This is a genomic window from Methylococcus capsulatus (assembly GCF_036864975.1).
GTDB lineage: Bacteria > Pseudomonadota > Gammaproteobacteria > Methylococcales > Methylococcaceae > Methylococcus.
In genome coordinates, this window is record NZ_CP104311.1 from 380380 (window position 1) to 403781 (window position 23402).

Sequence of the window (23402 nt, forward strand, 5' to 3'; positions counted from 1 at the left end):
CGGACCATTACCAAATTGTGAAAGGCCGGTCCAGCGGACCGCTCAGGCACGCTCGCTATGGCCGGCGTTCAGTTCGATGAATTTCCGGTGAAGCGTATCGTGGCTTTCCCGGTGATCGGGATCGGGGTGGATACACTCCACCGGGCACACTTCCACGCACTGTGGCCGATCGAAGTGGCCCACACACTCGGTGCAGCGGGCAGGGTCGATCATATAGATGTCTTCCCCCTGCGAGATGGCCCCATTGGGGCACTCCGGCTCGCACACGTCACAGTTGATGCATTCGTCGGTGATGATCAGCGCCATTTCGCTTCCAAAGTGTCGGTGACCGCCGTGCTCAGTCCTTGCGGTAGAGCGTGCGGATTTCGGGTTTGCCGCATTCCGCGGCGTACCGGTTGATGTGTTCCGTGACCTGTATCAGGTGGGCGTTCAGGGCGATGATGTCTTCCAGCAGCATGCGCGCGGCGTTGTGATCGAACAGCGTCAGCACGTCATGGTTCCGTTCCATGCTGTGACTGAGCATCCGGCACAACTCGCCCGACAGGCGATGGCGCTTGGACGAGAGTTCATTGAACGTCTCCAGACTCGCGTAATAGCGACCAAGCGCTTCATAATCCGGTTCCATCAACATACCCTCCACGCTTCGGGTGGTGTGATTGTATGGCCAGACGCACGGCGGCTGTCAACGGACACCACGCTTGCCGCTGCGGGCAACCGGGTGCATATTGCGGTTTTCGGGCGTGGTGTTCGTCACGCACGCCATGACACAGTCATTTCCGGATGGTAACGTCGCTGCGAAGCCACGGCTGGCAGGCAGCCCGTTACCGCCATCAGACCTCTTCCCAAGGAGCAGGAGTACCATGCGCATGATCGCAAGCAACACCGCCATCGGCAGACTGAAACGCATCGCTTCGTTCACTTTTCTCGCTGTTGCCTGGCCCGGGCCAGGCCAAGCGGCGCCCCCCCCTCTGCCCTGTTCGGATGAAATCGCCCGCTACTGCAAGAACCTCGGCCTCGGCGGCGGCCGCATCCAGAACTGCCTGAAGGAGCACGATGCCCAGCTCTCGCCGGCATGCCGCGCCGGCCTGGAATCCGCTCTCGCCCGGCACCGGGAGATACAGGCCGCCTGCGGGACCGACGTCGAGCGCCTGTGCAAGGACGTCCGGCCGGGTAAGGGTCGCCTCGCAGCCTGCCTGAAAGCACATCACCGGGAGGTATCCTCCCTCTGCAAAGACACGCTGGCTGCCGCCCGCAAGGCCGGAGGCCGGGTGAAACCCACTCCCTGAACCCAAGGCATCCACACATGAAGACGGAGTTTTCGACAGCAACACGCCGTTCCGGCGCCGCGGGCTTTTTGCAGTGCCTGGGCATGGCATTCCTGCTTACGCTGGGCGCCACCACCGCCCATGCCTGGGAAGAATGGGAAGACGAAGCGGACAACCCCATCCAGGTGCAGTGCTACCGGGTGGAGCGTTGGGATGACGGCTACAACCTCGAGCAGGTCGGGAGCGTCACTGTGCACAGCAACCAGCAGGCCGCGCTCATCTGCAACAACGTGGAATACGCCTGCAGGGGACGCTGCATCGCCTGCGCTCACGATTACGACTACTACGAAGACATCTGCGTGGACATGTCCGGACGGCAGTTCGTCAAGCCGTAACCCCTTCCGGCACCGCCGCGCAGCCCGCTTCGGCCGCCGCCGGCTCGAACGAAGTAGGTGAGCGGCTTCCGCTGCCAGGATAACCCAGGGCAATCCAGGGCGATCCGGGGTCGGCGGCGGGCCCATGCTGATTCGTCCCGTCGCCCGGCAACTCCATGGGGCGATGACCTTCGTACAACCGCTCATCGGCATCATCTGCCGACCGATCGGCTATATCGGCTATAAAGTCAGTCCATCAACATCAGCGCGTCGATCGGCGTCTCCACCTGACCCGAAAACGGCGTGACGGCCGGCAGCGATCAACCATGCCGGCCGCTCCAGGTACAGGTTCACATAGAGCCGGAAATCATCCACCGCGGACGCCGGTATTCAGCAATACGGCATGGCCCGGTTTGAAATTTTCTGATATCCGCCCCACGGTAATTATCTAACATCCACTACCTTTTACAGGGCTGAAATCCACCGGTCATTTTTCCGGACGACAATCACTCGAGAGATACTTCGTTCCTCAATACCCTTCGCTATGGCAAGATCCGGAATTCACGGCCGGCGCGTGACATCAGGCTGGAATGAATCTCAGAAAACCATCCGTCCGATGCTATCGCGCTGGCTGGCCGCCGGCTTCGGGCTGGGAACCATCATGCTTGGCGCCCCAGGCCATGCGGATACGAGCGGCGCCTACTATGAGAGTTTCGGAGATTTCCTGCAACAAACCAAGTTCCACGGCAACCTCCGCAGCTACTATTTTTCCCGCACATATACGGGCGAAGCGACGAACCAATACGCGTACTCCTTGGGTGGCTATGCCGGTCTGCTTACCGCGCCGCTTTATCATTTTCAGGCCGGCCTGACCCTGGGAGCCGCCAACAGCCTCGGCCTCAACCCGGTCAATCCGGCCCAGGTCGATACAACCCTGCCGGGCGGCACCGTCTGGATACTGACCGAAACCTTCCTGCAATACAAACACAAATACTTTACCTTGCGCGGCCCGGACCAGATTCTGGACACCCCTTGGGTAAACCCGTCCGATTCGCGCATAAAACCGTCAGCATACCGCGCTGTCTATGGTGAACTCACTCCGTTCGCCGATTACGCCCCGCTGAAGGATTTGAGTTTTGTCGGCCTGCGTGTGTTCGAATTCAACGGCCGTGCGGAAGGATCGTTCACTCCGACCAATCTTTATTTTCCAGGACACGCCGGAGGCTCACCGGTCTCGGCATTGTACGGCAAGAGCACGCCGGGCACTTTGGCATTCGGGCTGAAATACGGTAGCCCAGGGAAGCCGCTGACGGCCCATCTCTGGTATAATAAATTCATTTATTTTTCCCGGCTCTTATGGTTTGATGGCAGTTTTGTCCAAAAAACCGGCACCGGCTTCGATCCACTCTTCGGTTTTCAGTTCGGGAGCCAGTGGAACGATGGGGACAACCTGCTGGCGCAGGTGGGACAAGGCGCAGCCGGAAATAGTCAGATCTACGGTGTCCTGGCAGGCATCGATACCCCCTATGTGCGCCTGACCGCGGCTTACAATGGCATTACCAGGCAAAACGGGGCCTTCGGTAATGGTGCACTGCTTTCGCCGTACACTACCGGCTATGCGACCGACTATCTGTACACCACGCAGATGATAGGCGGCATGATCGAAATGCAATCCCCAGGGAGCGCGTTCAAGGTGGCTGCGACCTCATATTTCATGGATAAGCAGATCAAGGCCATGGTGTCTTATGGCGGCTATTACATCACGCCCACCAGCACCTTCACCTCCAATCCCTATGAAACCAATGTCGACGTAACCTATAGCTTTTCAAAATCATCCGGCCTGGACGGATTGTCCATCCGAAATCGGTTTGGCTGGCAGAATGGTAACATCCAAAGGCAGGATTTCTTTTATAACCGCCTCCAGATCCAATACCAGTTCTAACAGAGATGGCCGCAATGTCGCCTAAAAAGAATCACGCTCTGATTGCCTGTCTCCTGAGCGCCGGCTTGGGACTCACCGGATGCGCGGAGCCCCCCCCAAAACCCGCCACCAGCGCATACCCGGCGGCCCTACCCACCGCAGCGGCCAGGGATGATACCGCCAGAACCCTTCCCGCTCCCACTGGAAAGTCCGCGCCGAAACCGGCCCTCATCCGAGCGCGGGCCTTCGAGGGAACGGTCAAAGCCATTCACCCTGCCGACCGCCAAGTGGTATTCCTGCTCGCCGATGGAAAGCGGGTCACCGTAAAGGTCGGCCCCCCGGCGGGCAGCCTCGCGGACCTGCGTGTCGGCGATCTAGCCACATTTGAATTGGCCGAGACGGTGGAAATCGTGACAAACGACAATCATCATCCGGAAACCGGAGAAATCGTCATGCACCCCGTTCCTGGCAGCATGCAAGAACGCGAGTATTTCAATCCCTACTACCACCGGGATGGCCTATCCGCCGCCAAGCGTCACGAACTTTACTGGAGCGGAATCATCGAGATTCCCGCTTGGGTGGTCTCCTCCGATCCCCAATCGCGCCTAATCACCCTCAAAAGCCGTGAAGGCCGGGTATTCAGCGTACGTATGGCTCCGGAAGCCGGAAGGCTTGACGAATATGAACCTGGAGAAGCCGTCGTCGCCCGCTTCAAGGAAGTCGACGACATCACCGTGATCAGTCCACGCTGATGCCAGCCCCATCGATCCAGGTCAGAACATGAACGCAGGTGGACCCACCATGAAACCGCTCCATATACTCTTTTTCTTGCTCGGTTTATCCGCTTGCGCGCCGCGGGATACCTTCAGGACAGCGATACCGCCTGAAGATCTGGAAAAAGTCGGTGAAGAAAAACCCGCACACCATGCTCAAAACGTCGACGGCGTCGACATATGGACCACGGGCGCGCCCGACAGGAAATACAAGGTACTGGGTATGATCCACGACGTCCGGCGGAACATCCCCTGGCGAACCCAAAGCTATCTCGGGGATATCGCACACCTCACGAAAAAAGCGGGCGGGGATGCCGCGATCGTCATCATCGCCGACAGCAGGATGATCTACAAAATGGGGATGGGTTGCGATGCGTCGGTGGAAGCCACCGAAAAATGTGAACATGCCGAAGGCGCATCGCTCAGCGGCGCGGCTCCCGGCGAGGAAGCCACCGTTTACAGCGAGAATATCGAATCCACGTCTATCCCCCTCGAGTACAAGGACTCGAGGGTTCTGGTAATCAGATATCTGGACGCAAAATAAGCTTGGGAAAAGCCGCCGGTTCCTGGGACATCACGAGTCGTCCAGCTTTTCCCAGATGCCGGATGGCGGCTTCCGCGCCGGGTGCGAGCGGCCGAATTTCGGCCGGTACGACTTCGCCCCGCTGGCGGTCTCCGCGACGACGAAACCTTGCTTCTCCAGCGCATCCATCCGACTTCCCGCCGCCTCCTCCGGCATTTCGAACCACTCGGCGACTTCGCGGACGGAACCCGAGCCGCGCCGCATCAGCCACTGGAGAACGCGACGCTCGGCGGGCGACAGCATGAGCAGGTCGCTGGCCCTGAAACCGGCGGATGAAGGACTCTCCGGCGCCATCTCGGATACCTCTCTGCGAAACCGGCAGCGGCTCGTCAAGCGGCGTCGATCCGCTCTGCCGCCGCTTCCAGTACGGAGGTCACGGGGTGCCCTGGATTCGCCAAGGCGAAGATACCGCCGCTGCCGAGGATGGCGACGTCGCCCGAGAGGGGCAGGACGCCGAGCACCGGCACTTGGTAGGTCGACTCGACCCGCTGCTTCAGCACGCCGAAATCCTGGGGATTGATCGCCTTGTTGATCAGCATGAACATCTGCTCCACCTCGAGCTGGCGCGCCAGTTCGACGGTGATCGCCGTACCCTGGTAGTCCTGCTGGTCGGGGCGCAAGATCAGCAGCAGGATGTCGGAAATGGCAATCGACAGGAGGGTTTCCTCGTTGACGCCGGGATGTGTGTCGATCAGCAGATGGGTGAGTTCCAGTCGCTCCATCAGCTCCTGGAATCCGCTGTTGAGCAGGCCGACATCGTAACCGTCGCGCAGGATCCGGGTGATCTCACCGGTGCGCATGCTGCCCGGTATCAGGTGCAGGGAGCCGCCGTCGTTCAGTCGATGTCCTTCCAGCACGCCGCTGACGTCATAGGCGGCCTCCTCGATCCGACATTTCCCCCACAGGTAATCGTTCAAGGCGTAGCGGAACCGCTCGGGAGAGAGGTTGAACAGCACATGGACGCCCGGTGACTGGATGTCGGTATCGACGATGCCGACCCGCTTGCCGCGGCGGGCGAGCAGGGCGGCAAGATTCGCCGTCACGTTGGACTTCCCGGTGCCACCGCGAAAGGAATGTACGGACAGAATTTTTCCCATGACTGAAATCCTCGAAGGTACAAACTGTTTGCGGCGGCCCGCCGCCAAATGTCAAGGTTCATGCTCGGCGAAAGTCCTTGCCGGAGGTTCCACGGCGCGTTTGCGTGTCTCCCGGATGCGCCTGGCTTTGCTTTTCAGTTTGGTGAAAAACTCGCTGTCGGTGATCTGTCTGATCTTGGCCTGCGTGCCGGTCTCGTCGATGTTGACCCGAAGCTGCTCGAGCTGGGCCTCGAGCAGCTCGTGACGGGCCCGCACTTCCTGAACCATGCGCAGAAAAATGCGGGCCAGCTCGCCGAATTCGTTGCGCCGGCGGGCATCGCGCTCGAGCTGGCGGATGTCGAGATGCCGCGCGTCGAGTTCGTCTTTTTCCAGAGCCGCCGCCACCTTGCCCAGGGTGAGGATGGGACGGATCATCCCGGTCGCCGTCCACAAACCGACGCCAACCGCCAACACCAAGAGGCCCAGTGACAGCCAGGCGGCCGAGTGGATGCCGGTGATGAGATTTTCTATCAAGTCACTTTCCTCGATCACCACTGCCAGTCTCCAGTCCAAGCCGAGGCCGGCGAACTGCCGGTCGGTGAGGAGATGATCGGTATACACGTAATTGTGCTGGTCGCCGCGCACGTATTTGAATGATTCGGCGTCCGGGACTTCGAGGAAGCCATAGCGCTCGCCGATGTAGCTGGCTGTGGCGTGAATGACGGGATCGGTGCTTTCGGTCGCGAGCGGCAGCCGCCCCGGCGTCGAGCCCGGAAACGGGCCGCGCGAGCCCGCCAGCAATCGGCCTTCGGCGTCGAAAAGAAAGGCGATGGAGGAATTCGGCAAATGGAGGTTCTGAAGATAACGGCTGATGCCGGCCAGATAGATGTCGGACGAAACCACCGCCCTCGGCCGGCCGTCCACCCCATAAACCGGCTCGGCCACCGTCACGACCGGCGCCGACCCTTGCAGGAGCGGGCTGAAATGGATCGGCGAGATGACCAGGCCGCCCTTGGCCAGCGCATCCTGGTAGTAAGCCTCGGTACGGGGATCGTAGACGACCTCCTGCACCTCCAGCGGCGCACCGCCTTTCCCATAATTCTCCAGCAAACGCCATTCGACGGCGCCACCCCGCCGGATGTCGGACACCTTGACGACCTTCTTGCCGTACTCCCTACGGTCGAACCTGAGGTTCTGTCCGGCGGGATTGGCGATGCTGAGATTCGCCCAGCGCGTCATCTGGGCCTGGGTCCAGACACCGTTCGAGAGCTTTTTCACCAGCCGGGGTTCCAGCAGATCGTCGAGGGACAGATCCGGCTGGCTTCTGAGGCCATCCGCATAAACCTGGGTCAGATCGATGGGCAGGGACAGAAAACGGTAGAGTTGGTCGTCGATCGTATTCCCGATCAGTTCGAGGATTTCCTTGGCAGTGTCCTGCGCCTCCCTCATGTGACTGACATAGGCGATGGCCCCAGTCAACCCGACGGCGACAAATATCTGCAGGGCAAAAATGAAGGGGAATACGACCCTGATCGAGATCATTCAGGCTCTTCCCACCGCCGCCGACGACTAAGCCGGCCCGGGATGTCCGGCATGGCCGCCAAAGGCGCCGGCAACGCCGGGCCGGCCGCGTTTACGCCAGGGAATACCCAGCAGACCCTCATCGTCCCGCAGCGTGGTCCGCCGGATTTCCGGGTCCCGGCGCTCCCCCGAATAAAGCGGCCGCATGCCGTTGAGGCAGGCCAGAAGCGCAGCCCCGTTGTTGACGACAACCGCGCTCACCGTGCCCAGATTGAAGAAAACCCCGCCGGCCACCACGGCGATGTTCGCGGCGGTGACCGCTACGATGTTCTGATGGACCAGCCGCATCGCCTCGCGGGCAGTCTCGATACCGTAGCACAGCCCCTGGAGGCCATCGTCGAGCAGCACCACGTCCGCAGTCTCCCGGGCGAGGTCGGTTGCCTGTTGGAATGAGACCGCCACGTCGGCATGGCTCATGGCGGGCGCATCGTTGATGCCGTCGCCGACGTAGGCGACCGCCTTGTGTTTCCGGCGCAATCTGCCGAGCACTTCCACCTTGTGCCAGGGGGAGGCCTCTGCGAACGTGCACCCCGGCCTGATACCGAGCTGGTACGCCACCGCATTCGCGGACTTGCTGGTGTCCCCGGTCAGCAGGTAACACGATATGCCCATGCGCCTCAACGTCTCGATAGTGACCGCACTTTCCCGCCGCAGGGCATTGGTGACAAAAATCGCGCCAAGGACTTCGCGGTTGCGGGCGACGTAGCGGATCGAACGGTTGAGGATGACGCCATCGTGCCTGCGGTGATATTCGGCATCCACCGGAATACCATGTGACGCCAGGAACTGGTGGGTCCCGACGATGATTTCATAGCCGTCCACCTGGGACACTACGCCGGAGTCGGAATAGTCGAGTGGATCGCTGGCCGTCAGCGCCACACCTCGTCCTTCGGCATACGCAACCAGCGCGGCGCTGAACGGCAGCAGCACATAGCGGCTCGCCGATGCCGCCCAGTACAGCAGTTCGTCTTCGGAGACCGAAGACAGGGAGGTCTCCACCGAGCCGACCTCCACGCCGCGCTCGGTCAGGGTTCCGGTTTTGTCGAACACCACGGCATCGACCTTGGCCAGCTGCTCCAGCGCGTGACCGCTGCGGACGAGAATCCGGTTCTGCGCCGCATGATGGAGCGAAGCCAGCACCGGGACCGGCGCACTGATCCCTATGCCCTGGGCGAAATCCAATTGCAGCGGCGCCATGGCGCGAGGCAGACTGGCGGTTGCCGCGAACACCAGCGCACTGGCCCCGATCGCCGGCAGCACCGCCCGGTTGCCGATCTCTTCCATGTAGTTGCTGATGCGGGTTTCCTTCCAGGGCCGTTCCTTGACCGTTTCGGCCATCTGCGCCATCCGCGTTTGTGCCCCCAGCCGGCGCATCGCCACGACCAGGCGTCCCTGGGTCAGGAGGGAAGCCGCGTAGACTTCGTCGGAAACCGTGCGCGGCACCAGCCTGGCGCCGCCCAGCAGATCGTGCTCGTCGATCAGCCCGTCACCGCCCACCACGATGCCATCGCCGGGCACCCGGTCGCCGGGCCCGAGGAAAACGTGATCGTCCTTCCGCAAGTCCTTCGCCAGGACCAGCCGTCTTCTGCCCTTGCGCTCGATCCAATACTGCCGGTTGGGAACCATATCGGGCTTGCGCCGCTCGCCAGTGATGGCGGTCAGATCCCTGAGCACGCGGGCGGTCTCGGTGAGGCAGATGGCCAGGGCGGGCGCGAACGTTTCGCCCGTCGCGCCGTGGACCAGGACCCATAGTGAATCGAGGAGGTCGGCGTTGGGACGTCCGGTCTTTTTCAGATTGGCGAGTGTGCGCTTCCACAACGGAAAAGCGGCGCGCGCGAGGATGATACCGACGACGGCGGGTGCAAACGGCAATTCCAGAGGCGCGGCGACCACCGAAGCACCGAGCGCCAGAGCGGGATATTTGAACCGTTCGCCATAGTCGATCCGATGCTGTGCCGCTGCCGTCTCGCCCCAAGTGGCGGACGTCCCCTGGGCCGGAGCACGAGCGTTCATCGGGGTAGTAACGATCCACCAGCAAAGCCGGTGGTTTTCGACGGCCGGCTCCTCAAAGAGGACTCACCGCCGGCGGGCAAAAGCCAGGTCCTCGCCCCGGCAGGAATCGCCGGGGTCCAGCGGCTACGGATGGCTGCGACCTCACCCATTCGGCTGAGCTGGATTCCGGCACGCCCTGCCGGAATGACGGACCAACCCGTGGGACAAAGCCCCACGCCTGGATCTGTCAAACTTTGAGGCTCCCCCGGCCAAGCCGGAGGTTTTCCCGCGGTAAGCGACTCCTTCGGCGGCTCTTGCACCGGCCTCATCCCTGCGGCGGCGACCGCTCCGCCCTGGCTCCGCGGAAGCACGCTCAGGCACCTGCCAGCAGATCCGCCTTGTCCGTCCGTTCCCAGGGCAGGGCGGTGAAAGAAGCCCCGAAATGGCCGCAGGCCGGCAGCCTGCGGTAGAAGCTGCCCCGGTATTCGGCCGGGAGCCGCCGCAGGTTGAAATCACGGACGATGGCACCCAGCCGGAAGTCGAAGCACCGTTCCAGACGCTGTTTGATCACGTCCTCGCCCACACGGCCGGTGCCGAAAGTGGAGACCTGCACGCTGACTGGGCGGGCCTGACCGATGGTGTAGCTGAGCTGGACCTCGCACTCTTCGGCCAGCCCCGCCGCGACCACGTTCTTGGCCGCATGGCGGGCGGCATAGGCAGCCACCCGGTCGATTCGCAGCGGCCCCTTGCCGCTGAGGGCCGAACCGGCATGGCGGGCATAGCCGCCGTAAGTGTCGCTCGCACTCTTGCGCCCGGTCATGCCGGAATGCGCCGCCGGTCCGCTGTGGTGCAGCATACCGCGCGGGTTGACGAAGATTTCGGTGTGCTCGTCGGGTCGCACCGATTCGTCTTCGAAAGCGGGCGCTATCACCCATTGGCCGAGATCGCGGCGCAGTTCCTCCAGCCCCAGATCCGGCACGCCGTGGGTACCGGCGATCAGCGTGATGCTATGGATGCGCGCCGGCCTGCCCTGGTCGAATTCGACCCCGACCTGAGTCGTGCAGTCCGGCGAAAGATAAGGTACCTCACCGCGCCGCCTGGCGGCGGTCAACTGGCGGGCCAGGCGGCGGGCCAGCACGATGGGCAACGGCAGCAGCTCCGGTGTCTGGCTGCAGGCGAAGCCGAACTGGGTGACCTGGTTCTTCACGGTGAGCTGGTCGAGTTCTTTGTCGGTCATTTCCGCTTCGTCGCGCTCGCTGCGGCCTTCCAGCGACTGCACGATGAAACTGGTCACCACGGTCGATTCCGGCGCGGAGAACTCCGCCGGATGGTAGCCGATATCCTCGATGGTACGCCGCGCCAGATCCGGGATGTCCACCACTGCGGTCGATGCGAAACGCGCCGCCAGAAAGATGACGCTCTTCGACAGGGCGCACTCGGTCACGACCCGGGCGTAAGGGTCTTGCTGCAGGAACCGGTCGACCACCGCGTCGCTGATGATGTCGCAGACGCAGTCCGGGTGGCCCTCGGTGACGGCCTCGGACGTGAAGAGGAATGTCTTTTTCATGCACGGTTCTCGCTTTCGGGTTCCTTGGAGGGAAGCAGTTTGATGGCTTCGTTGGCCACGAACGGCAGCACCGAGCCGGCGGCGATCGCCGCCCAGTCCGCCGGGCTGATCGGCGTCAGCCGCAACAGGCCACGCAGTGGCGGGAACACGGCCGCGAAGGCCTGCAGCGCCACGGTCGCGGCGACTCCGGACACCAGCACTGGGTTGCCCGCCCTTTGGTCCAGCACCGTCGTCCGCTCGGAACGGCAACTGATCGCATGGAACATCTGCCCCACGGTCAGCGCCATGAAGGCATGGGTGGAAGCCGCAGGCCCCAGACCGTAGCGGGCCAGGCTGTAGCCGTACACGCCGAGCGTGCCGGCCGAAATCACCAGGGACTGACGCAGCAGCCGCAACAAGTCCTCGCGCCGGAATATCTTTTCCTTCGGATCGCGCGGCTTCTCCTTGAGCACATCGCTTTCCGGCGGCTCCAGGGACAGGCCGACGGCCGGCAAGATGTCCGTGACGAGGTTGATCCACAAGAGCTGCATCGGATTCAGGGCTTCACCGGCGCCGATCGCGGTCGCGACCAGCATGATCTCGATCTCGGCGAGGTTGCCGCTGAGCAGGTAAGCCAGACTCTTGCGGATGTTGCGGTAGATCGTTCGGCCCTGCTGCACAGCGATGATCATGGTGTGCAGATTGTCATCCTCCAGCACCACGTCGGCCACCGAGCGCGCCACGTCGCTGCCGTTGCCCAGGGCGACACCGACGTCCGCCGCCTTCAGTGCGGGACCGTCGTTGATGCCGTCGCCGGTCATGGCGACCACCCGGCCGTTGGCCTGCAAAGCCTGGACGATGCGCAGTTTTTGCGCCGGCGCCACTCGCGCGAACACCGTGGTATCGCGCACGATGCCCTTCAACACGTCCGGGTCGAGCTCGTCGAGGTTGGTCGAATCGACGATTTCCAGCGGCTTATTGTTGTTGAGATTGAGCCGCGAACCGAAGGCGAAGGCGGTGGCGCTCTGATCGCCTGTGATCATCACGGTGTCGATGCCGGCGTCGTGGAACTGGGCCATCAGCTCCGCCATGCCCGGCCGCATGGTGTCCTCCATGCCCACCATGCCCAGCCAGACGAGCTTTTCGGAAATAGCCGCGGTCGAGGTGTCCCGGGAATGGCCATAGGCCACGCCCAGCACCCGCAGCGCCTGGCCAGCCATGAGTTCGTTCTGCTCCACGATGGCTGCCCGTGTGTCGTCGTCCAGCGGCACCGGCACCCCGCCTTCCATGCGCCGGTCGCACAGCGCCAGCACGTGAGTGGGACTGCCCTTGACCGCTATCAGGTATTCTTCGCCGCCGGTGTCGTGGACGGTCAGCATGTAAGGCCGCCCTTCGGCCCGGTGCACGGTCTTGATCAGTGGCAGACTCCGGCGCAAGGCCGCGACGTCTTCGCCCGCATGCATCGCCATCTCCACCAGCGCCATTTCCGTCGGCGAGCCCGCCAGGCCCGAGCGGTCGGACGAATCCGCCGGACGCGGATTCGCATTCACCCGCGGGGTGTCGGACGGGACAGCCCGGCTTGAGTCGCCATTGAGCTGCACTTCGCTGCACAGGCACACCACCTGCATCAGACGTCGCAGGTCTTCGGCCTCGATGGGCCGGATCGTCCGGCCGTTCGAGCGGAATTCCCCGGTGGAGGACAAACCGATGTCCAGTTCCGGCGTCTTGAGACTGACGACCCGCATGCAGTTCTCGGTCAGCGTGCCGGTCTTGTCCAGGCACAGCGTCTGCACCGAGCCCAGACTCTCCACGGAAGGCAGTTGACGAATCAGGACGTGGCGCTTCTTCATTTCCCGGATGCCGAGCGCCAGCGTGGAGGTCGCCACTGTGGGCAGCCCCTCGGGAACGGCAGCCACCGCCAGCGAAATCGCAGTCTTCAGCATCTGCAGCGCCGGCGCGCCGCGGAGGACGCCCAGTCCGAACACGAATACGCAAATGCCGCTGGAGGCCAGCGCCAGTTGCTTACCCATCTCGTCGAGCTGGCGCTGCAAGGGCGTCTCCGGCGTTTTCACTTCGCCCACGAGCGATTGGATCAGGCCGATCTCGGTGTGGCGACCGGTCGCCACCACGATCGCCAGGCCGCTCCCTCCGGTTACGATGGTACCCATGTGCAGCATGTTCTTGCGATCGCCCAAGGGCGTGTCCTTGGTGCCGACGAAAGTGTGACGCTTGCCCACTGGCAGGCTCTCCCCCGTCAGCGCCGATTCGTCGACGGTGAGCTGGTTGCTCGCGAGCAGGCGAGCATCGGCCGCGATGTAGGAGCCGGGCGAGAGCACCAGGATATCGCCGGGCACCACCTCTTCCAGAGGAACCGACATTTTGACGCCATCGCGCATGACGAGGGCCTGGGTCGGGCCGATCTTGCCCAGGGCGTCGATCGTCTTCTGCGCCTGGGCTTCAGTGACGTAGCCGATGACCGCATTGATCAGCACCACACCGACGATCACCACGGCATCGGCCACGCCGCCGGTGGCAATGGAGACCGCGGCGGAAATCCCCAGCAGGGCGACCGGAGGGCTGGCGAACTGCTCCAGGAACATCGCCACCGCCGAACGCGGCTTGATCTCGCTCAGCACGTTGTGGCCGTACCGGGCCAGCCTTTCCGCCGCCACGGCGGAACTGAGGCCGTCCCGGTTCGCCGCCAGACGAGACAGCACTTCCTCGGCGTCGAGGGTATGCCAGGTCTCTTTGCTTCTTACCGTGTCACCGACGACGGCGGCCAGTTTTGGACGAGAGGCGGCCAGGAAACGCTTACCCTTTCCGCGTTTAGACTCAGCCGGGGCTTTGTCCGACCCCGGCCTGGAAGCGGGGACGGGAAAGGGCGCACCATGCAGGCATGCGCATCGTTCCAGCTCGAAAAGCACCGCGTCCAGAGGACTTTTCGGATCGAAGACCACCAAGGCATTGCCAGTGACCGGATTGGCGCTGACCATGCGCAGCGCCTTGGCTTGCGCCGGCAAGGACTCGAGTGCCCGCTGCATGTCATCGCAGCGGTACAGTCCCAGTACCTTGACGCGCAGCCGACCGGGAGCGGGTATCCGCAGCACGCTGACCCGCCCCCCCGAGGGCCGGCTGCCCACCATCGTACCGGCCGCATAGAGATTCTTTTCCATCATGTTCATTTCCACACCGGGATCCTGGTGATCATCACAAATGCTGGCCGGCCTGCCGCGGCGCAAGCGGGCGGAAGCGGGGATTCGATCAGCAATGGGCAGGGTAGACGGATAAGTCCATTGCCTGGAAGATTAAAGACGGTTCTTTACACTTTCGTGACTCGCCGGAAACCGCGGCAGACCGCGCCGATGAGGGGTTGGCGCGGCGCATTCGGCCCCGGCACAATGCGCCGTCCGTGAACTTAGCCCGACCGGAGCCTGCCTTGAATCTCTCCATCATAGTACGGCTGTTGGCGGCAGCCACTCTGGCCGGCGCATCTTTCCTCCATACCGGCCGTGTCTGCGCGGTGCCCCGTGCCGCCGAGTCCCCGGACGGTAAGCCGGCCATTGCCGTCAAGATCATCGCAATCAACGATTTCCATGGCAACCTGCGTCCGCCGGCGGACTTCCTCTCGAACGGCGCGCCCGTCGCCGCTGGCGGCGTGGCTCATCTGGCGGCCCGTATCCGCGAACTGCAGGCCACCAACCCCGACAATGTCCTGGTATCCGCCGGCGACCTGATCGGCGCCAGCCCGCTCGTTTCCGCCCATTTCCAGGACGAGCCGGCCATCGAGGCCATGAATCTGCTCGGCCTGGACTTCAATGCGGTGGGCAACCACGAATTCGACGAAGGCCGCGAAGAACTTCTGCGCATGCAGCGGGGCGGCTGCCATCCCCGGCTGGAAAAAGTAGGCCGGTCGTGCCGGGAAAAGGAACTCAGTCCGTTGCTCCGCTCGAAACTCGGCAGGAAATTCAAAGGCGCCGATTTCCGCTTCCTGGCCGCCAACGTCTTCGACCGGAACAGCGGCGGGACGCTGTTCCCGGCCTATGGCGTCAAGCAGTTCCACGGCCGGAAAATCGGCTTCATCGGCCTGACCCTGAAAGACACGCCGAAGCTGGTCAAGCCGAGCGGCGTCAAAGGCCTCGAATTTCGCGACGAAGCGGAAACGATCAACGCCCTGGTTCCCGTCCTGCGCTCCCAGGGAATCGAAGCCATCGTCGTGCTGATCCACGAAGGGGGGCATCCCGGCGGCGGCCCCGACGGCTGCGCCGGCATCTCCGGACCGATCGCCGGTATCGTGCGCCGGCTCGATCCGGAAGTCGACCTGGTCGTCAGCGGCCATACCCATGAGACGTATGCCTGCCGCCTGCCCAACGCCGCCGGCGAACCGGTGCTCGTCACCAGCGCCCACGACTACGGCCGCCTGGTCAGCGACATCGACCTGCTGCTGGACGCGAAGACCGGCGAGGCGATTTCGACGGCGGCGCGCCACCTGGTGGTAAGCCGCGACAGCCGCCCGGATCCGCTGCTCGCCCGGCTGATCGAAGATTACGGCCGGCTGTCCCGGCCGATCGAGGAGCGGGTCATCGGCCGCATCACCGCGACCTTCAGCCGGACGCCCAACGATGCCGGCGAATCCGCCCTGGGGAACCTCATCGCCGACGCCCAGTTGGCAGCGACGCGCGGCCGCAGATACGGCGGCGCAGCCATCGCCTTCATGAACAGCGGCGGCATACGGGCGGATTTCTCCTACGCCCCCGAGAAGAAAGGAGGGGTGAGCTACCGGGAGGCGTTCGACGTACAACCGTTTGGCGGCACGCTGGTCACGATGAACTTGACGGGAGCACAGATCGAGCAGCTCCTGGAACAGCAGTTCCCGGGCTGTCCGAACCGCCAACCGGCCCGCCGGATTCTGCAGGTCTCCGCCGGTTTCGAATACACCTGGAACACCGGCGGGGGAGCCTGCGACAAGGTCGATCCGGCTTCCATCCGGCTCGACCGCAAACCGATCGCTGCCGACAAGACTTACCGGATCGTCACCAACGATTTCCTTGCTGACGGCGGCGACGGCTTCACCGTGTTCACCGAGGGCACGAACCGCATGGCCGCGATGCCGGAGCTGTCGGCGCTGGAGCGCTATCTCGGCCGGCACTCGCCGCTGACACCGGGGACAGCCCGCCGGATCATCCGCCTGCCCTGACCGGCCGTCGAGGACTCAGCCGATGCCGTACTTCTGGATACGGTAGTTGAGCTGATCGCGGCTAAGACCGAGCAGCCGGGCGGCCCGGGTCCGGTTGCCCTGGGTCCGCTGCAACGCCTGGCGGATGAAGTCGATTTCCATCCGCTCCAGCTCGAACCCTTCGTCCGGGAGCGTGAACGCCGGCCTGGCCTGCGGCGCGGCGCGGAGAGCTTCTTCCGGGAGGTCCTGCTCTTCGATCACCCGGCCGGGCATCAGGATGGCCAGGCGTTCGCAGAAGTTCCGTAATTCCCGGATGTTTCCGGGCCAGGGATAAGCACTCAGACGACGCACCGCCCCCCGGCCGAACACCGCCGGGGGAATGTCATAGGTTTGCGCGAAATGACGCATGAAGTGATGCAGCAGCAGCTCCACGTCGCCGCCGCGTTCGCGCAGAGGGGGAATTTCGAGCGGGACCACGCTCAGCCGGTAATAGAGGTCGCGGCGGAATTCCCCGGCGTCGATCTTCTCGGCCAGGTTGGCATTGGTCGCCGCGATGATGCGCACGTCCACCCGCTGCGTGGCACGTGCGCCTACCGGCTGGATTTCCCCGGAATCCAGGAATCTCAGCAGTTTGGCCTGCACCGGCAAAGGCAGCGAATTGATCTCATCCAGAAACAGGGTGCCGCCGTCCGCGCTCTCCAGCCGGCCGGGGAAATCCGAAACCGCACCCGTGAAAGCCCCGCGGCGATGGCCGAACAGCTCGGACTCCGCGACCGAGGCCGGAAGTGCGGCGCAATTGAGCGTGACGAACGGCCTGTCGGCGCGCAGACTATGGCCCTGCAGGGCCCGGGCCAGGAGCTCCTTGCCGGTGCCGGTTTCACCCACGATGAGGACGGTCACGTCGGTCGCGGCCACCAGCCGCGCGCTGCGGATGAGCGCCTCGAAACCGGGGGACCGGCCGATGAGCACTTCGAACATGGACGCTTTTCCCTTTTTTCTCCCGGCGACGATCGAGCTCGTCTCGACCGCGCTCGCCGCGCACTTCGAAGCATCAGGCGTGCCATACATGGGCATCCGTGTTTTTTGTCTTCGACGTCTCATCGTTTCGCGCGCTCAGGCGATGACGCCCTCCCACGGCCCTGACCCACCGAGTGATTAGACTCACACATTGAGTCATTTCACGCACACCAGGAACGGTTCCACCTCTAAACATGCCGGAGTTACAGCGCCCCCCCTTTTGGCCTGCATATTGCGTATATCAGAACCGGATAATACTTTCCGACCATTCTCTGCACGAGGAACCGATGACCCACCGCAAGCTGCTGACTTCGATGACGGCTGCCGCCGGCGTCGCCGCTATCGCCGGCAATGCCCTGGCCGGCGACATCTATCCGGGCTATGGCATCCAGTACGCCGCCAAGCTGATCTTCGACAAGAAGGACACCAAGAAAGGCGCAGCCGCCGCCTCCCTGCATTCAGGACAGACATTCAACACCCCCAATGACGACGGCAATGCGACGATGATCCCTCAGACCAAGTCGATGGCCTGGTGCGATCCCGCCGTCACCCCCGCCGGCTATGAGAACAGCGGCTGTTACGGCTGGGGCATGCACGCCAACTGGTATCTGATCGACTTGAGCAAGCTCAAGGGCCAGGGCCTGAATGCCGTCTGGGTCACCGTCAGCGTCGAACGCTACGCCGGCAGCGATCCCAAGAACAATGACCTCATTCCCGCTCTTACCGTCTACCGCGGCAACCAGACGCTGGGACCACACATGCACTGGTTTCCGAGCGAACTCCAGAGCAAGCCTGAATTCTGGGGCTGGCTGCTGCAACCCAATCCTTTCGTCAAGGGCGATCAGTTCAGCTATAACAGCGCCTACGCCACCCCTTCACAGAACTTCGCCTCGGTCACGGGGAAGTTCAAGCTCAAGGGCGGCACTCAGGATTATCTGACGGTCGCGGTGGGCGGCGATGCCAAGGATCCCAACACCAAACACAGCGTCAATTACCAATTGACCGTCGACGTGAAGCAGAAGCAGCCGGCGCAGTGAGACCACCCGCGCCGCGAATTCGACCGTCCGCTAACCTTCCAGTCCGACCCGTTTAGGATTCACGATGAAAAGAATTTTTACCGCCCTTGCCCTGGGCCTCGTCTATGCCGCGATCCCGGCAGGCGCCGTCGAAATCGTCCCCGGCGACGGCATCACCTACGCCGCGAAATTCGTGTTCCAGAAAAAGGACACCATGTCCGGTGCGCCGGCGCTCTCGGTCTATTCCGGCCAGACCATCGACACCCCCGGCGATGGTGGCTCGCCCGCCACCATCCCGACCACCAAATCCATGGCCTGGTGCGACCCGGCGACCAATCCGCCGGCCGGCGCCGTACCCGGAACCTGCTATGGCTGGGCCATGCATTCGAAATGGTTCCTCATCGACCTGAGCGGCCTGAAGGCGCAGGGCCTGAGCAAGCTCAACGTCACCATCAACGCCAAGCGCTACGTCGGCAGCGACCCGGCCAAGAGCGACCTGATCCCCGCGCTCACCGTCTGGCGCGGCAACCAGACCCAGGGCCCGCACCTGCACTGGTATCCGAGCCAGTTCCAGGCCACCCCGCCGTTCTGGGGTTGGCTGCTGAGCCCATGGACCGACAAAACGAACCCGGGTTACATGTCGGCCAATGGTGTCGGTCCACAGACCGCGGCCAGCGTCAACGGAGTTTTCAAACTCAAGGGCAGGAAGGAAGACTTCCTCACCGTGGCCATCGGCGGAGACGCCAAGCACGATGACCCCAGCCAGAAGCACGACGTCTATTTCCAGCTCGAGGTCGACGTCAAGCAGGCCAGCAGTGGCGGTGGCGGTGGCGGTGGCCAAGTGATCGATCCCAACGGCTGCGTGGTCGGCAAGACCTGCTGGCACCCGCCGATGAACCATTGCATGTCGGTGGACCTGTGCAACCTGCCGCAGTACCAGGGCCAGTGCCAGTGCTACTGAGACCGTGAGTTTTCGGGATACACGGACGTATCCCTCTTGAGATGCGGCCTGCCGCCTCCTCCAGACAGGCAGGAATAAGCCTGAAACCGCCACCTCCCGGACTTAACCGGCCCGATCCGGGCCATTCCCGGCCGCCTCCGCGCATCGAGCCCGCCGGCGGGTCTGTCCGCTATCGATGGTACAACGCCATGCTTTCATGCCCTCGACACCTCATCCCGGTCGCCGCCGTCCTCGCGCTGGTCGCTGCGCTGAACACCGCCTGTTTCGACGAATCCCAACCGGATGCCCCGATGCTCGGTCACGGCGATGCGGCCGCCCTGCGTTCCGTCCTGGAGCGATGGAAAACCCGGCACGAGCAGCGGGGCGAGGCGGAGACACTGAACGTTTCCCTGGTCCCTTCCCCCGCCCTCTCGGCAGCCAGGACGCAAGGCCGCGGCGAACTGCGCATCAACCTCCTGACCGGCGCCGTGGAGGTGAAGGCGCGCGGCTTGCCGGCGGAGGGAAATTACGAGGTCTGGCTGGCGGACAACCGCGGCGGCGCCAGCCAGGCGGTAAAGCCCGAGGCCGGCGATCGCCTGATCGGGCTCGGCATGCTGACGCGGAAGGCGGACGGCGGGACGATGCTGCGCACCACCCTCGACCGGGCCGCGCTTGCCGGCTTCGAACTCGATCAGGCCATCATCGCCCGCTGTGGGGAAGCCCCGGACCGCGGCGGCCTCCTGTTCGGCGCCCCGAATCTCATGCAGCGCGCCTATTTTTCCTCCCAGCCCTGGAGCTTGACGGCGAGGGGAGACACACCGGCTCCGGCCACAGTCCCCGCCCTGCCCTTCGCCTTCCTGCTGCCGAAGGCCGCGGTCGCGCAAACTTCGGCGACGGACGCCGCCAGCCTGGAACAGCTCATCGCCCGTGGCCGGCAGATCTTCGTCGAGGAAACCTTCGACGGCAACGGCCGCACCTGTGCGACCTGCCACCGCCCGGACAACAACCACACCATCGATCCGCGCTACATCGCCAAGCTGCCGCCCTCCGACCCGCTGTTCGTCGCCGAATACAATCCTGACCTCAAGGAGCTGGAAAAGCCCGCCCTGCTGCGGCAGATGGGCCTGATCCTGGCCAACGTCGACGGCTTCGACAAACCGGGCGTGATGCGCAGCGTTCCCTACCTCCTCGCCTTGCCCACCTCCATCGATGTCGAGGTCTGCGCCGAACACGGCGGCAAAGGCGACTTTTGTGAAGACGAAGCCTTCGCCAACGCTCTGGGCTGGTCTGGCGATGGCTCACCGGGCTCCGGTTCGCTGCGGGAATTCGCCCTGGGCGCCATCATCCAGCACATGCCGAAGACCCTGAACCGCGTTCCGCAAGTCGATTTCCGGCTTCCCACGGACGAGGAGCTGACGGCACTGGAAGCCTATATGCTGTCTTTGGGGCGCAGCAAGGACATCGATCTGGCCAAGCTCAGCTTCAACTCTCCCCTGGTCCAGCAAGGCAAGCTGCTGTTCGACGTCAAGGAAAACCCGGTGCGGAACGGCGAAGTGATCCTGGGCGAAACGGCCAACTGCAACGGCTGCCATCAGAACGCCGGCGCCAACAGTTCCACCACCCACGCCAACCCCACCCGCGATACCGGCGTGGAGAACATGCGCGATCCCCCCGCCTTCCTGCTCGACCCCGGCCTCGCTGTGGACGGCGGCTTCGGCAAGAACGAACGGGTCAGTTGCGGCTTCAGCCAGGACCGCCCCTGCTACGGCAATGGCCGCTTCAATACCCCCCCGCTGATCGAGGCCGCCGACACCGCACCGTACTTTCATAACAACAGCGTGAATACGCTGGAAGAGGCGATCGCGTCCTATAACGGCGACGCCTTCAACCAGTCGCCAGGCGCGAAGACCTCGTCCGGCAAGGACCGGCGGGTCAAGCTCGAATCATCGCAAGTGACCGCCATCGCCTTGTTCCTGCGGACCTTGAATGCCCTGGAAAACATCCGCAGCTCCAACAGCCTGTCCCGGAAATCCATGGGCCTGCGCGGCAAGAACGCCAGGGAAACGCTGAAACTGGCCATGGCCGACACCGAGGATGCCATCGAAGTCCTGCAGGGCGGGACGCTGCTCCCCTACCCCGAGGCCCTGGCCCGGCTGGAAGAAGCGCTGGCCCTGGAAAAGAAAGCGCTGCACACGGAAATCGGCCCCCTCCGGAACCTGCGCCTCAACAAGGCGATCGCGCTCAAGCTGCAGGCCAAGGCCTTGATGGTGACGGAGCAGCCTTGAGGAGTAGCCCTGAGGATGAAAGTGCGGTTGGGGCACGCCGGCATACCCTTGCATTTCAAGGGGATCGTAGGGTGGATAAGCGAAGCGCATCCACCCAACCCCATCAACGCATGAAATCCGGCGATGCCCCCTCGTCCCCGTTATTCCAATTCCAGATCCGCAATATGTCCCGGCTCGTCACTGCCCCACGCCGGGTCATACCAGCCTTTTGCCACCGCCTTCTTGAAACTGGACCAGGGCCAATCGATCGGCCCTCGAACCAAACCATGTTTGACCGGGTTGTAATGGATGTAATCCATGTGCCGGCGCCAATCTTCTTCGTCACGGATGACATGTTTCCAGAATCGGCGCTGCCATACCGGGCGTTCGTTTCGGAGATTGGTGACCGGGTCTAACTGCCGCGATGCGGCTTTCTTGATCTCCCGCCAGCGTCCTGAATAGTCGTCATATCCTGTCGGCAAGCGCCAGATGCAATGGAGGTGATCCGGCACGACGACAATGGCCTCGATCTCGAAGGGACGGGCGGTTTTCACCTTCGCAAATGCGGCCCGCAGGATTTGGATGGCTGACTCATCGGCGAGATACGGCGTTCTCTCGTACGTGACCACGGTGAAGAAGAAGATTCCTCCGGCGATTTGGGCTCTTCGGTGGTTGCTCATCGGTGTTTGTTTGGTGGATGCGCTTCGCTTATCCACCCTGCCTGCGGGATTCGGGGAACGATCCTGCGTGGATATTGCGCTCGGGTATCTCCCGGAGGGAGAGCAGTCATTCCTGCACCGTCGCCAGAGACAGCCGATTGATGCCGGCCTTGTGGGCGGTGGCCAGCACCTTGGCCACGACGGCATAGGACACCGCCTGGTCGGCGTGGACGATGTACAGGCCTTCCGGGTGCTGCTGCACCCGATACCGGAGCTTGGCCTCCAGCTCCGCCAGGTCGGCGATCCCGGTCTTGTCCAGCACGATGCGCCCCTGGGCGTCGATGCCGATCGGGGTCGATTGGTTGTCGTCGGCGGCGGCCACCGCTCCGGTCTTGGGCAGGTTGACGTTCATGCTCTGGGTCAGCAGCGGCGCCGTCACCAGGAACACGATCACCAACACCAGCATGACGTCCACCAGGGGGGTGACGTTGATCTCGCTCATCACTTCGTCGTTGTCGCCTCCGGTCTTCATGGCCATGGCGTCTCTCCCCTTCAGCGGTGGGCGGTTTCGGCGGCGATCAGGTGCAGGAAGTCTTCGGCGAAGATTTCCAGCGCCTGCTGCTTGCGCCGCGATTGCCGCATCAGAAAGTTGTAGGCCAGCACGGCCGGCACCGCGACGGCGATGCCGATGGCCGTGGCGATCAGCGCTTCGCCGATCGGCCCGGCCACCACCTCCAGGCTGGCCTTGCCGCTTTTGCTGATGTCCTGCAGGGCGTGCATGATGCCCCAGACGGTCCCGAACAGGCCGACGAAGGGGGCCGTGGAGCCGATGCTCGCCAGCACCGTGAGCCCGACGTCCGACAGCCGGGATTCGCGCTCCAACTGCCGCTTGAGCTTGCGTTCCAGGGTGGCGAGCAGGTCGCCCCGGTATTTGAGGGCCGGCGGGCGGTTCTGACGGGCGTTGTCGAGCACGTCGAAACCGGCGCCGGCGAGCCGGACGACGGGGGCGCTCTTGCCCGCGGCGATTTCCCCTCGCGCTTCGTCGAGACTGGAGGCACCCCAGAACCGCTCTTCGAAACTCCGATTAGCAAGGCTCTGCCGCCAGTACTGCCAGACTTTGAGCACGATGAGCGTCCAGGTGAGTACCGAAAAGGCCGTGAGGACCCAGAGGGTGATGTTGATGATGAGGGTGGAAGTATCGGTGACCATGATTCCTGCCAGT

Annotated in this window: 21 protein-coding genes; 9 read left to right on the forward strand and 12 right to left on the reverse strand. The window is 63.4% G+C overall.

From position 1 onward, the window contains the following. Nucleotides 1-42: 42 nt before the first annotated feature. The gene (locus N4J17_RS01765) at nt 43-306 is read right to left on the reverse strand and encodes a YfhL family 4Fe-4S dicluster ferredoxin (RefSeq protein WP_198324023.1); all 264 of its coding nucleotides are present in this window, start codon (nt 304-306) and stop codon (nt 43-45) included. A 31-nt stretch (nt 307-337) separates the two neighbouring features. Continuing rightward, nucleotides 338-625, reverse strand: coding sequence for a hypothetical protein (locus N4J17_RS01770; RefSeq protein WP_198324022.1), 288 nt, complete (start codon nt 623-625; stop codon nt 338-340). A gap of 235 nt (nt 626-860) precedes the next feature. On the opposite strand from N4J17_RS01770, the gene N4J17_RS01775 reads away from it, so the two are divergent. The 5 genes from N4J17_RS01775 to N4J17_RS01795 all read left to right on the forward strand — a co-directional run bounded on the left by N4J17_RS01775 (nt 861) and on the right by N4J17_RS01795 (nt 4877). After that, nucleotides 861-1286, forward strand: coding sequence for a cysteine rich repeat-containing protein (locus N4J17_RS01775; protein ID WP_198324021.1), 426 nt, complete (start codon nt 861-863; stop codon nt 1284-1286). Between the two features lie 83 nt (nt 1287-1369). After that, nucleotides 1370-1660, forward strand: coding sequence for a hypothetical protein (locus N4J17_RS01780; protein WP_198324020.1), 291 nt, complete (start codon nt 1370-1372; stop codon nt 1658-1660). A 553-nt stretch (nt 1661-2213) separates the two neighbouring features. Beyond that, on the forward strand, nt 2214-3581 hold the full coding sequence (locus N4J17_RS01785; protein WP_198324019.1) for a hypothetical protein: 1368 nt from the start codon (nt 2214-2216) through the stop codon (nt 3579-3581). 14 nt (nt 3582-3595) lie between these two features. Further along, entirely contained in the window at nt 3596-4312 is a 717-nt protein-coding gene (locus N4J17_RS01790; protein ID WP_198324018.1) for a hypothetical protein, read from the forward strand. Nucleotides 4313-4361: 49 nt separating this feature from the next. Then, nucleotides 4362-4877, forward strand: coding sequence for a hypothetical protein (locus tag N4J17_RS01795; RefSeq protein WP_198324017.1), 516 nt, complete (start codon nt 4362-4364; stop codon nt 4875-4877). Nucleotides 4878-4907: 30 nt separating this feature from the next. Here N4J17_RS01795 and N4J17_RS01800 read toward each other — a convergent pair whose 3' ends face one another. The 6 genes from N4J17_RS01800 to N4J17_RS01825 form a co-directional block, all read right to left on the reverse strand. Beyond that, on the reverse strand, nt 4908-5210 hold the full coding sequence (locus N4J17_RS01800) for a hypothetical protein (RefSeq protein WP_198324016.1): 303 nt from the start codon (nt 5208-5210) through the stop codon (nt 4908-4910). A 35-nt stretch (nt 5211-5245) separates the two neighbouring features. Then, nucleotides 5246-6013 (reverse strand): MinD/ParA family ATP-binding protein, encoded by a 768-nt coding sequence (locus tag N4J17_RS01805; protein ID WP_198324015.1) that lies wholly within the window; start codon nt 6011-6013, stop codon nt 5246-5248. Nucleotides 6014-6064: 51 nt separating this feature from the next. Further along, nucleotides 6065-7534: a cache domain-containing protein gene (locus tag N4J17_RS01810; RefSeq protein WP_198324014.1), complete on the reverse strand. Its 1470-nt coding sequence runs from the start codon at nt 7532-7534 to the stop codon at nt 6065-6067. A gap of 27 nt (nt 7535-7561) precedes the next feature. Beyond that, entirely contained in the window at nt 7562-9586 is a 2025-nt protein-coding gene (locus N4J17_RS01815) for a heavy metal translocating P-type ATPase (RefSeq protein WP_232470706.1), read from the reverse strand. Nucleotides 9587-9938: 352 nt separating this feature from the next. Continuing rightward, a complete protein-coding gene (metK, locus tag N4J17_RS01820) occupies nt 9939-11132 on the reverse strand; it encodes a methionine adenosyltransferase (protein ID WP_198324013.1) in 1194 nt (397 codons plus the stop codon). Continuing rightward, entirely contained in the window at nt 11129-14287 is a 3159-nt protein-coding gene (locus tag N4J17_RS01825; RefSeq protein WP_232470705.1) for a cation-translocating P-type ATPase, read from the reverse strand. The genes metK and N4J17_RS01825 overlap by 4 nt, the downstream gene beginning before the upstream one ends. Nucleotides 14288-14547: 260 nt before the next feature. Here N4J17_RS01825 and N4J17_RS01830 point away from each other — a divergent pair, with 260 nt between their 5' ends. Further along, nucleotides 14548-16305, forward strand: coding sequence for a bifunctional metallophosphatase/5'-nucleotidase (locus tag N4J17_RS01830; RefSeq protein WP_198324012.1), 1758 nt, complete (start codon nt 14548-14550; stop codon nt 16303-16305). 15 nt (nt 16306-16320) lie between these two features. Here N4J17_RS01830 and N4J17_RS01835 read toward each other — a convergent pair whose 3' ends face one another. After that, complete coding sequence (locus tag N4J17_RS01835; protein WP_198324011.1) at nt 16321-17262, reverse strand: sigma-54 interaction domain-containing protein; 942 nt, start codon at nt 17260-17262, stop codon at nt 16321-16323. Between the two features lie 326 nt (nt 17263-17588). On the opposite strand from N4J17_RS01835, the gene N4J17_RS01840 reads away from it, so the two are divergent. The 3 genes from N4J17_RS01840 to N4J17_RS01850 all read left to right on the forward strand — a co-directional run bounded on the left by N4J17_RS01840 (nt 17589) and on the right by N4J17_RS01850 (nt 21542). Further along, complete coding sequence (locus N4J17_RS01840) at nt 17589-18338, forward strand: hypothetical protein (protein WP_198324010.1); 750 nt, start codon at nt 17589-17591, stop codon at nt 18336-18338. A gap of 64 nt (nt 18339-18402) precedes the next feature. After that, nucleotides 18403-19278 (forward strand): hypothetical protein, encoded by an 876-nt coding sequence (locus N4J17_RS01845; RefSeq protein ID WP_198324009.1) that lies wholly within the window; start codon nt 18403-18405, stop codon nt 19276-19278. A 188-nt stretch (nt 19279-19466) separates the two neighbouring features. Continuing rightward, on the forward strand, nt 19467-21542 hold the full coding sequence (locus N4J17_RS01850) for a hypothetical protein (protein WP_198324008.1): 2076 nt from the start codon (nt 19467-19469) through the stop codon (nt 21540-21542). 140 nt (nt 21543-21682) lie between these two features. Here the strand turns inward: N4J17_RS01850 and N4J17_RS01855 are convergent, their stop codons facing one another. The 3 genes from N4J17_RS01855 to N4J17_RS01865 all read right to left on the reverse strand — a co-directional run bounded on the left by N4J17_RS01855 (nt 21683) and on the right by N4J17_RS01865 (nt 23389). Next, nucleotides 21683-22201: an REP-associated tyrosine transposase gene (locus N4J17_RS01855; RefSeq protein WP_198324007.1), complete on the reverse strand. Its 519-nt coding sequence runs from the start codon at nt 22199-22201 to the stop codon at nt 21683-21685. A 106-nt stretch (nt 22202-22307) separates the two neighbouring features. Continuing rightward, on the reverse strand, nt 22308-22718 hold the full coding sequence (locus N4J17_RS01860; RefSeq protein ID WP_277458514.1) for an ExbD/TolR family protein: 411 nt from the start codon (nt 22716-22718) through the stop codon (nt 22308-22310). 14 nt (nt 22719-22732) lie between these two features. Next, nucleotides 22733-23389 carry a MotA/TolQ/ExbB proton channel family protein gene (locus N4J17_RS01865; RefSeq protein WP_338457627.1) on the reverse strand — a complete coding sequence of 219 codons (657 nt, stop codon included), beginning with the start codon at nt 23387-23389 and terminating at the stop codon, nt 22733-22735. Nucleotides 23390-23402: the final 13 nt, after the last annotated feature.

What these genes read in the sequence shown, in the direction of transcription:
- N4J17_RS01860 (WP_277458514.1), bottom strand. Translation starts at nt 22,718, where the DNA reads ATGGCCATGAAGACCGGAGGCGACAACGACGAAGTGATGAGCGAGATC.
- metK (WP_198324013.1), bottom strand. Translation starts at nt 11,132, where the DNA reads ATGAAAAAGACATTCCTCTTCACGTCCGAGGCCGTCACCGAGGGCCAC.
- N4J17_RS01825 (WP_232470705.1), bottom strand. Translation starts at nt 14,287, where the DNA reads ATGATGGAAAAGAATCTCTATGCGGCCGGTACGATGGTGGGCAGCCGG.
- N4J17_RS01780 (WP_198324020.1), top strand. Translation starts at nt 1,370, where the DNA reads ATGGCATTCCTGCTTACGCTGGGCGCCACCACCGCCCATGCCTGGGAA.
- N4J17_RS01845 (WP_198324009.1), top strand. Translation starts at nt 18,403, where the DNA reads ATGAAAAGAATTTTTACCGCCCTTGCCCTGGGCCTCGTCTATGCCGCG.
- N4J17_RS01840 (WP_198324010.1), top strand. Translation starts at nt 17,589, where the DNA reads ATGACCCACCGCAAGCTGCTGACTTCGATGACGGCTGCCGCCGGCGTC.
- N4J17_RS01815 (WP_232470706.1), bottom strand. Translation starts at nt 9,586, where the DNA reads ATGAACGCTCGTGCTCCGGCCCAGGGGACGTCCGCCACTTGGGGCGAG.
- N4J17_RS01850 (WP_198324008.1), top strand. Translation starts at nt 19,467, where the DNA reads ATGCTTTCATGCCCTCGACACCTCATCCCGGTCGCCGCCGTCCTCGCG.
- N4J17_RS01855 (WP_198324007.1), bottom strand. Translation starts at nt 22,201, where the DNA reads ATGAGCAACCACCGAAGAGCCCAAATCGCCGGAGGAATCTTCTTCTTC.
- N4J17_RS01790 (WP_198324018.1), top strand. Translation starts at nt 3,596, where the DNA reads ATGTCGCCTAAAAAGAATCACGCTCTGATTGCCTGTCTCCTGAGCGCC.
- N4J17_RS01835 (WP_198324011.1), bottom strand. Translation starts at nt 17,262, where the DNA reads ATGTTCGAAGTGCTCATCGGCCGGTCCCCCGGTTTCGAGGCGCTCATC.
- N4J17_RS01795 (WP_198324017.1), top strand. Translation starts at nt 4,362, where the DNA reads ATGAAACCGCTCCATATACTCTTTTTCTTGCTCGGTTTATCCGCTTGC.
- N4J17_RS01800 (WP_198324016.1), bottom strand. Translation starts at nt 5,210, where the DNA reads ATGGCGCCGGAGAGTCCTTCATCCGCCGGTTTCAGGGCCAGCGACCTG.
- N4J17_RS01765 (WP_198324023.1), bottom strand. Translation starts at nt 306, where the DNA reads ATGGCGCTGATCATCACCGACGAATGCATCAACTGTGACGTGTGCGAG.
- N4J17_RS01865 (WP_338457627.1), bottom strand. Translation starts at nt 23,389, where the DNA reads ATGGTCACCGATACTTCCACCCTCATCATCAACATCACCCTCTGGGTC.
- N4J17_RS01810 (WP_198324014.1), bottom strand. Translation starts at nt 7,534, where the DNA reads ATGATCTCGATCAGGGTCGTATTCCCCTTCATTTTTGCCCTGCAGATA.
- N4J17_RS01775 (WP_198324021.1), top strand. Translation starts at nt 861, where the DNA reads ATGCGCATGATCGCAAGCAACACCGCCATCGGCAGACTGAAACGCATC.
- N4J17_RS01805 (WP_198324015.1), bottom strand. Translation starts at nt 6,013, where the DNA reads ATGGGAAAAATTCTGTCCGTACATTCCTTTCGCGGTGGCACCGGGAAG.
- N4J17_RS01770 (WP_198324022.1), bottom strand. Translation starts at nt 625, where the DNA reads ATGGAACCGGATTATGAAGCGCTTGGTCGCTATTACGCGAGTCTGGAG.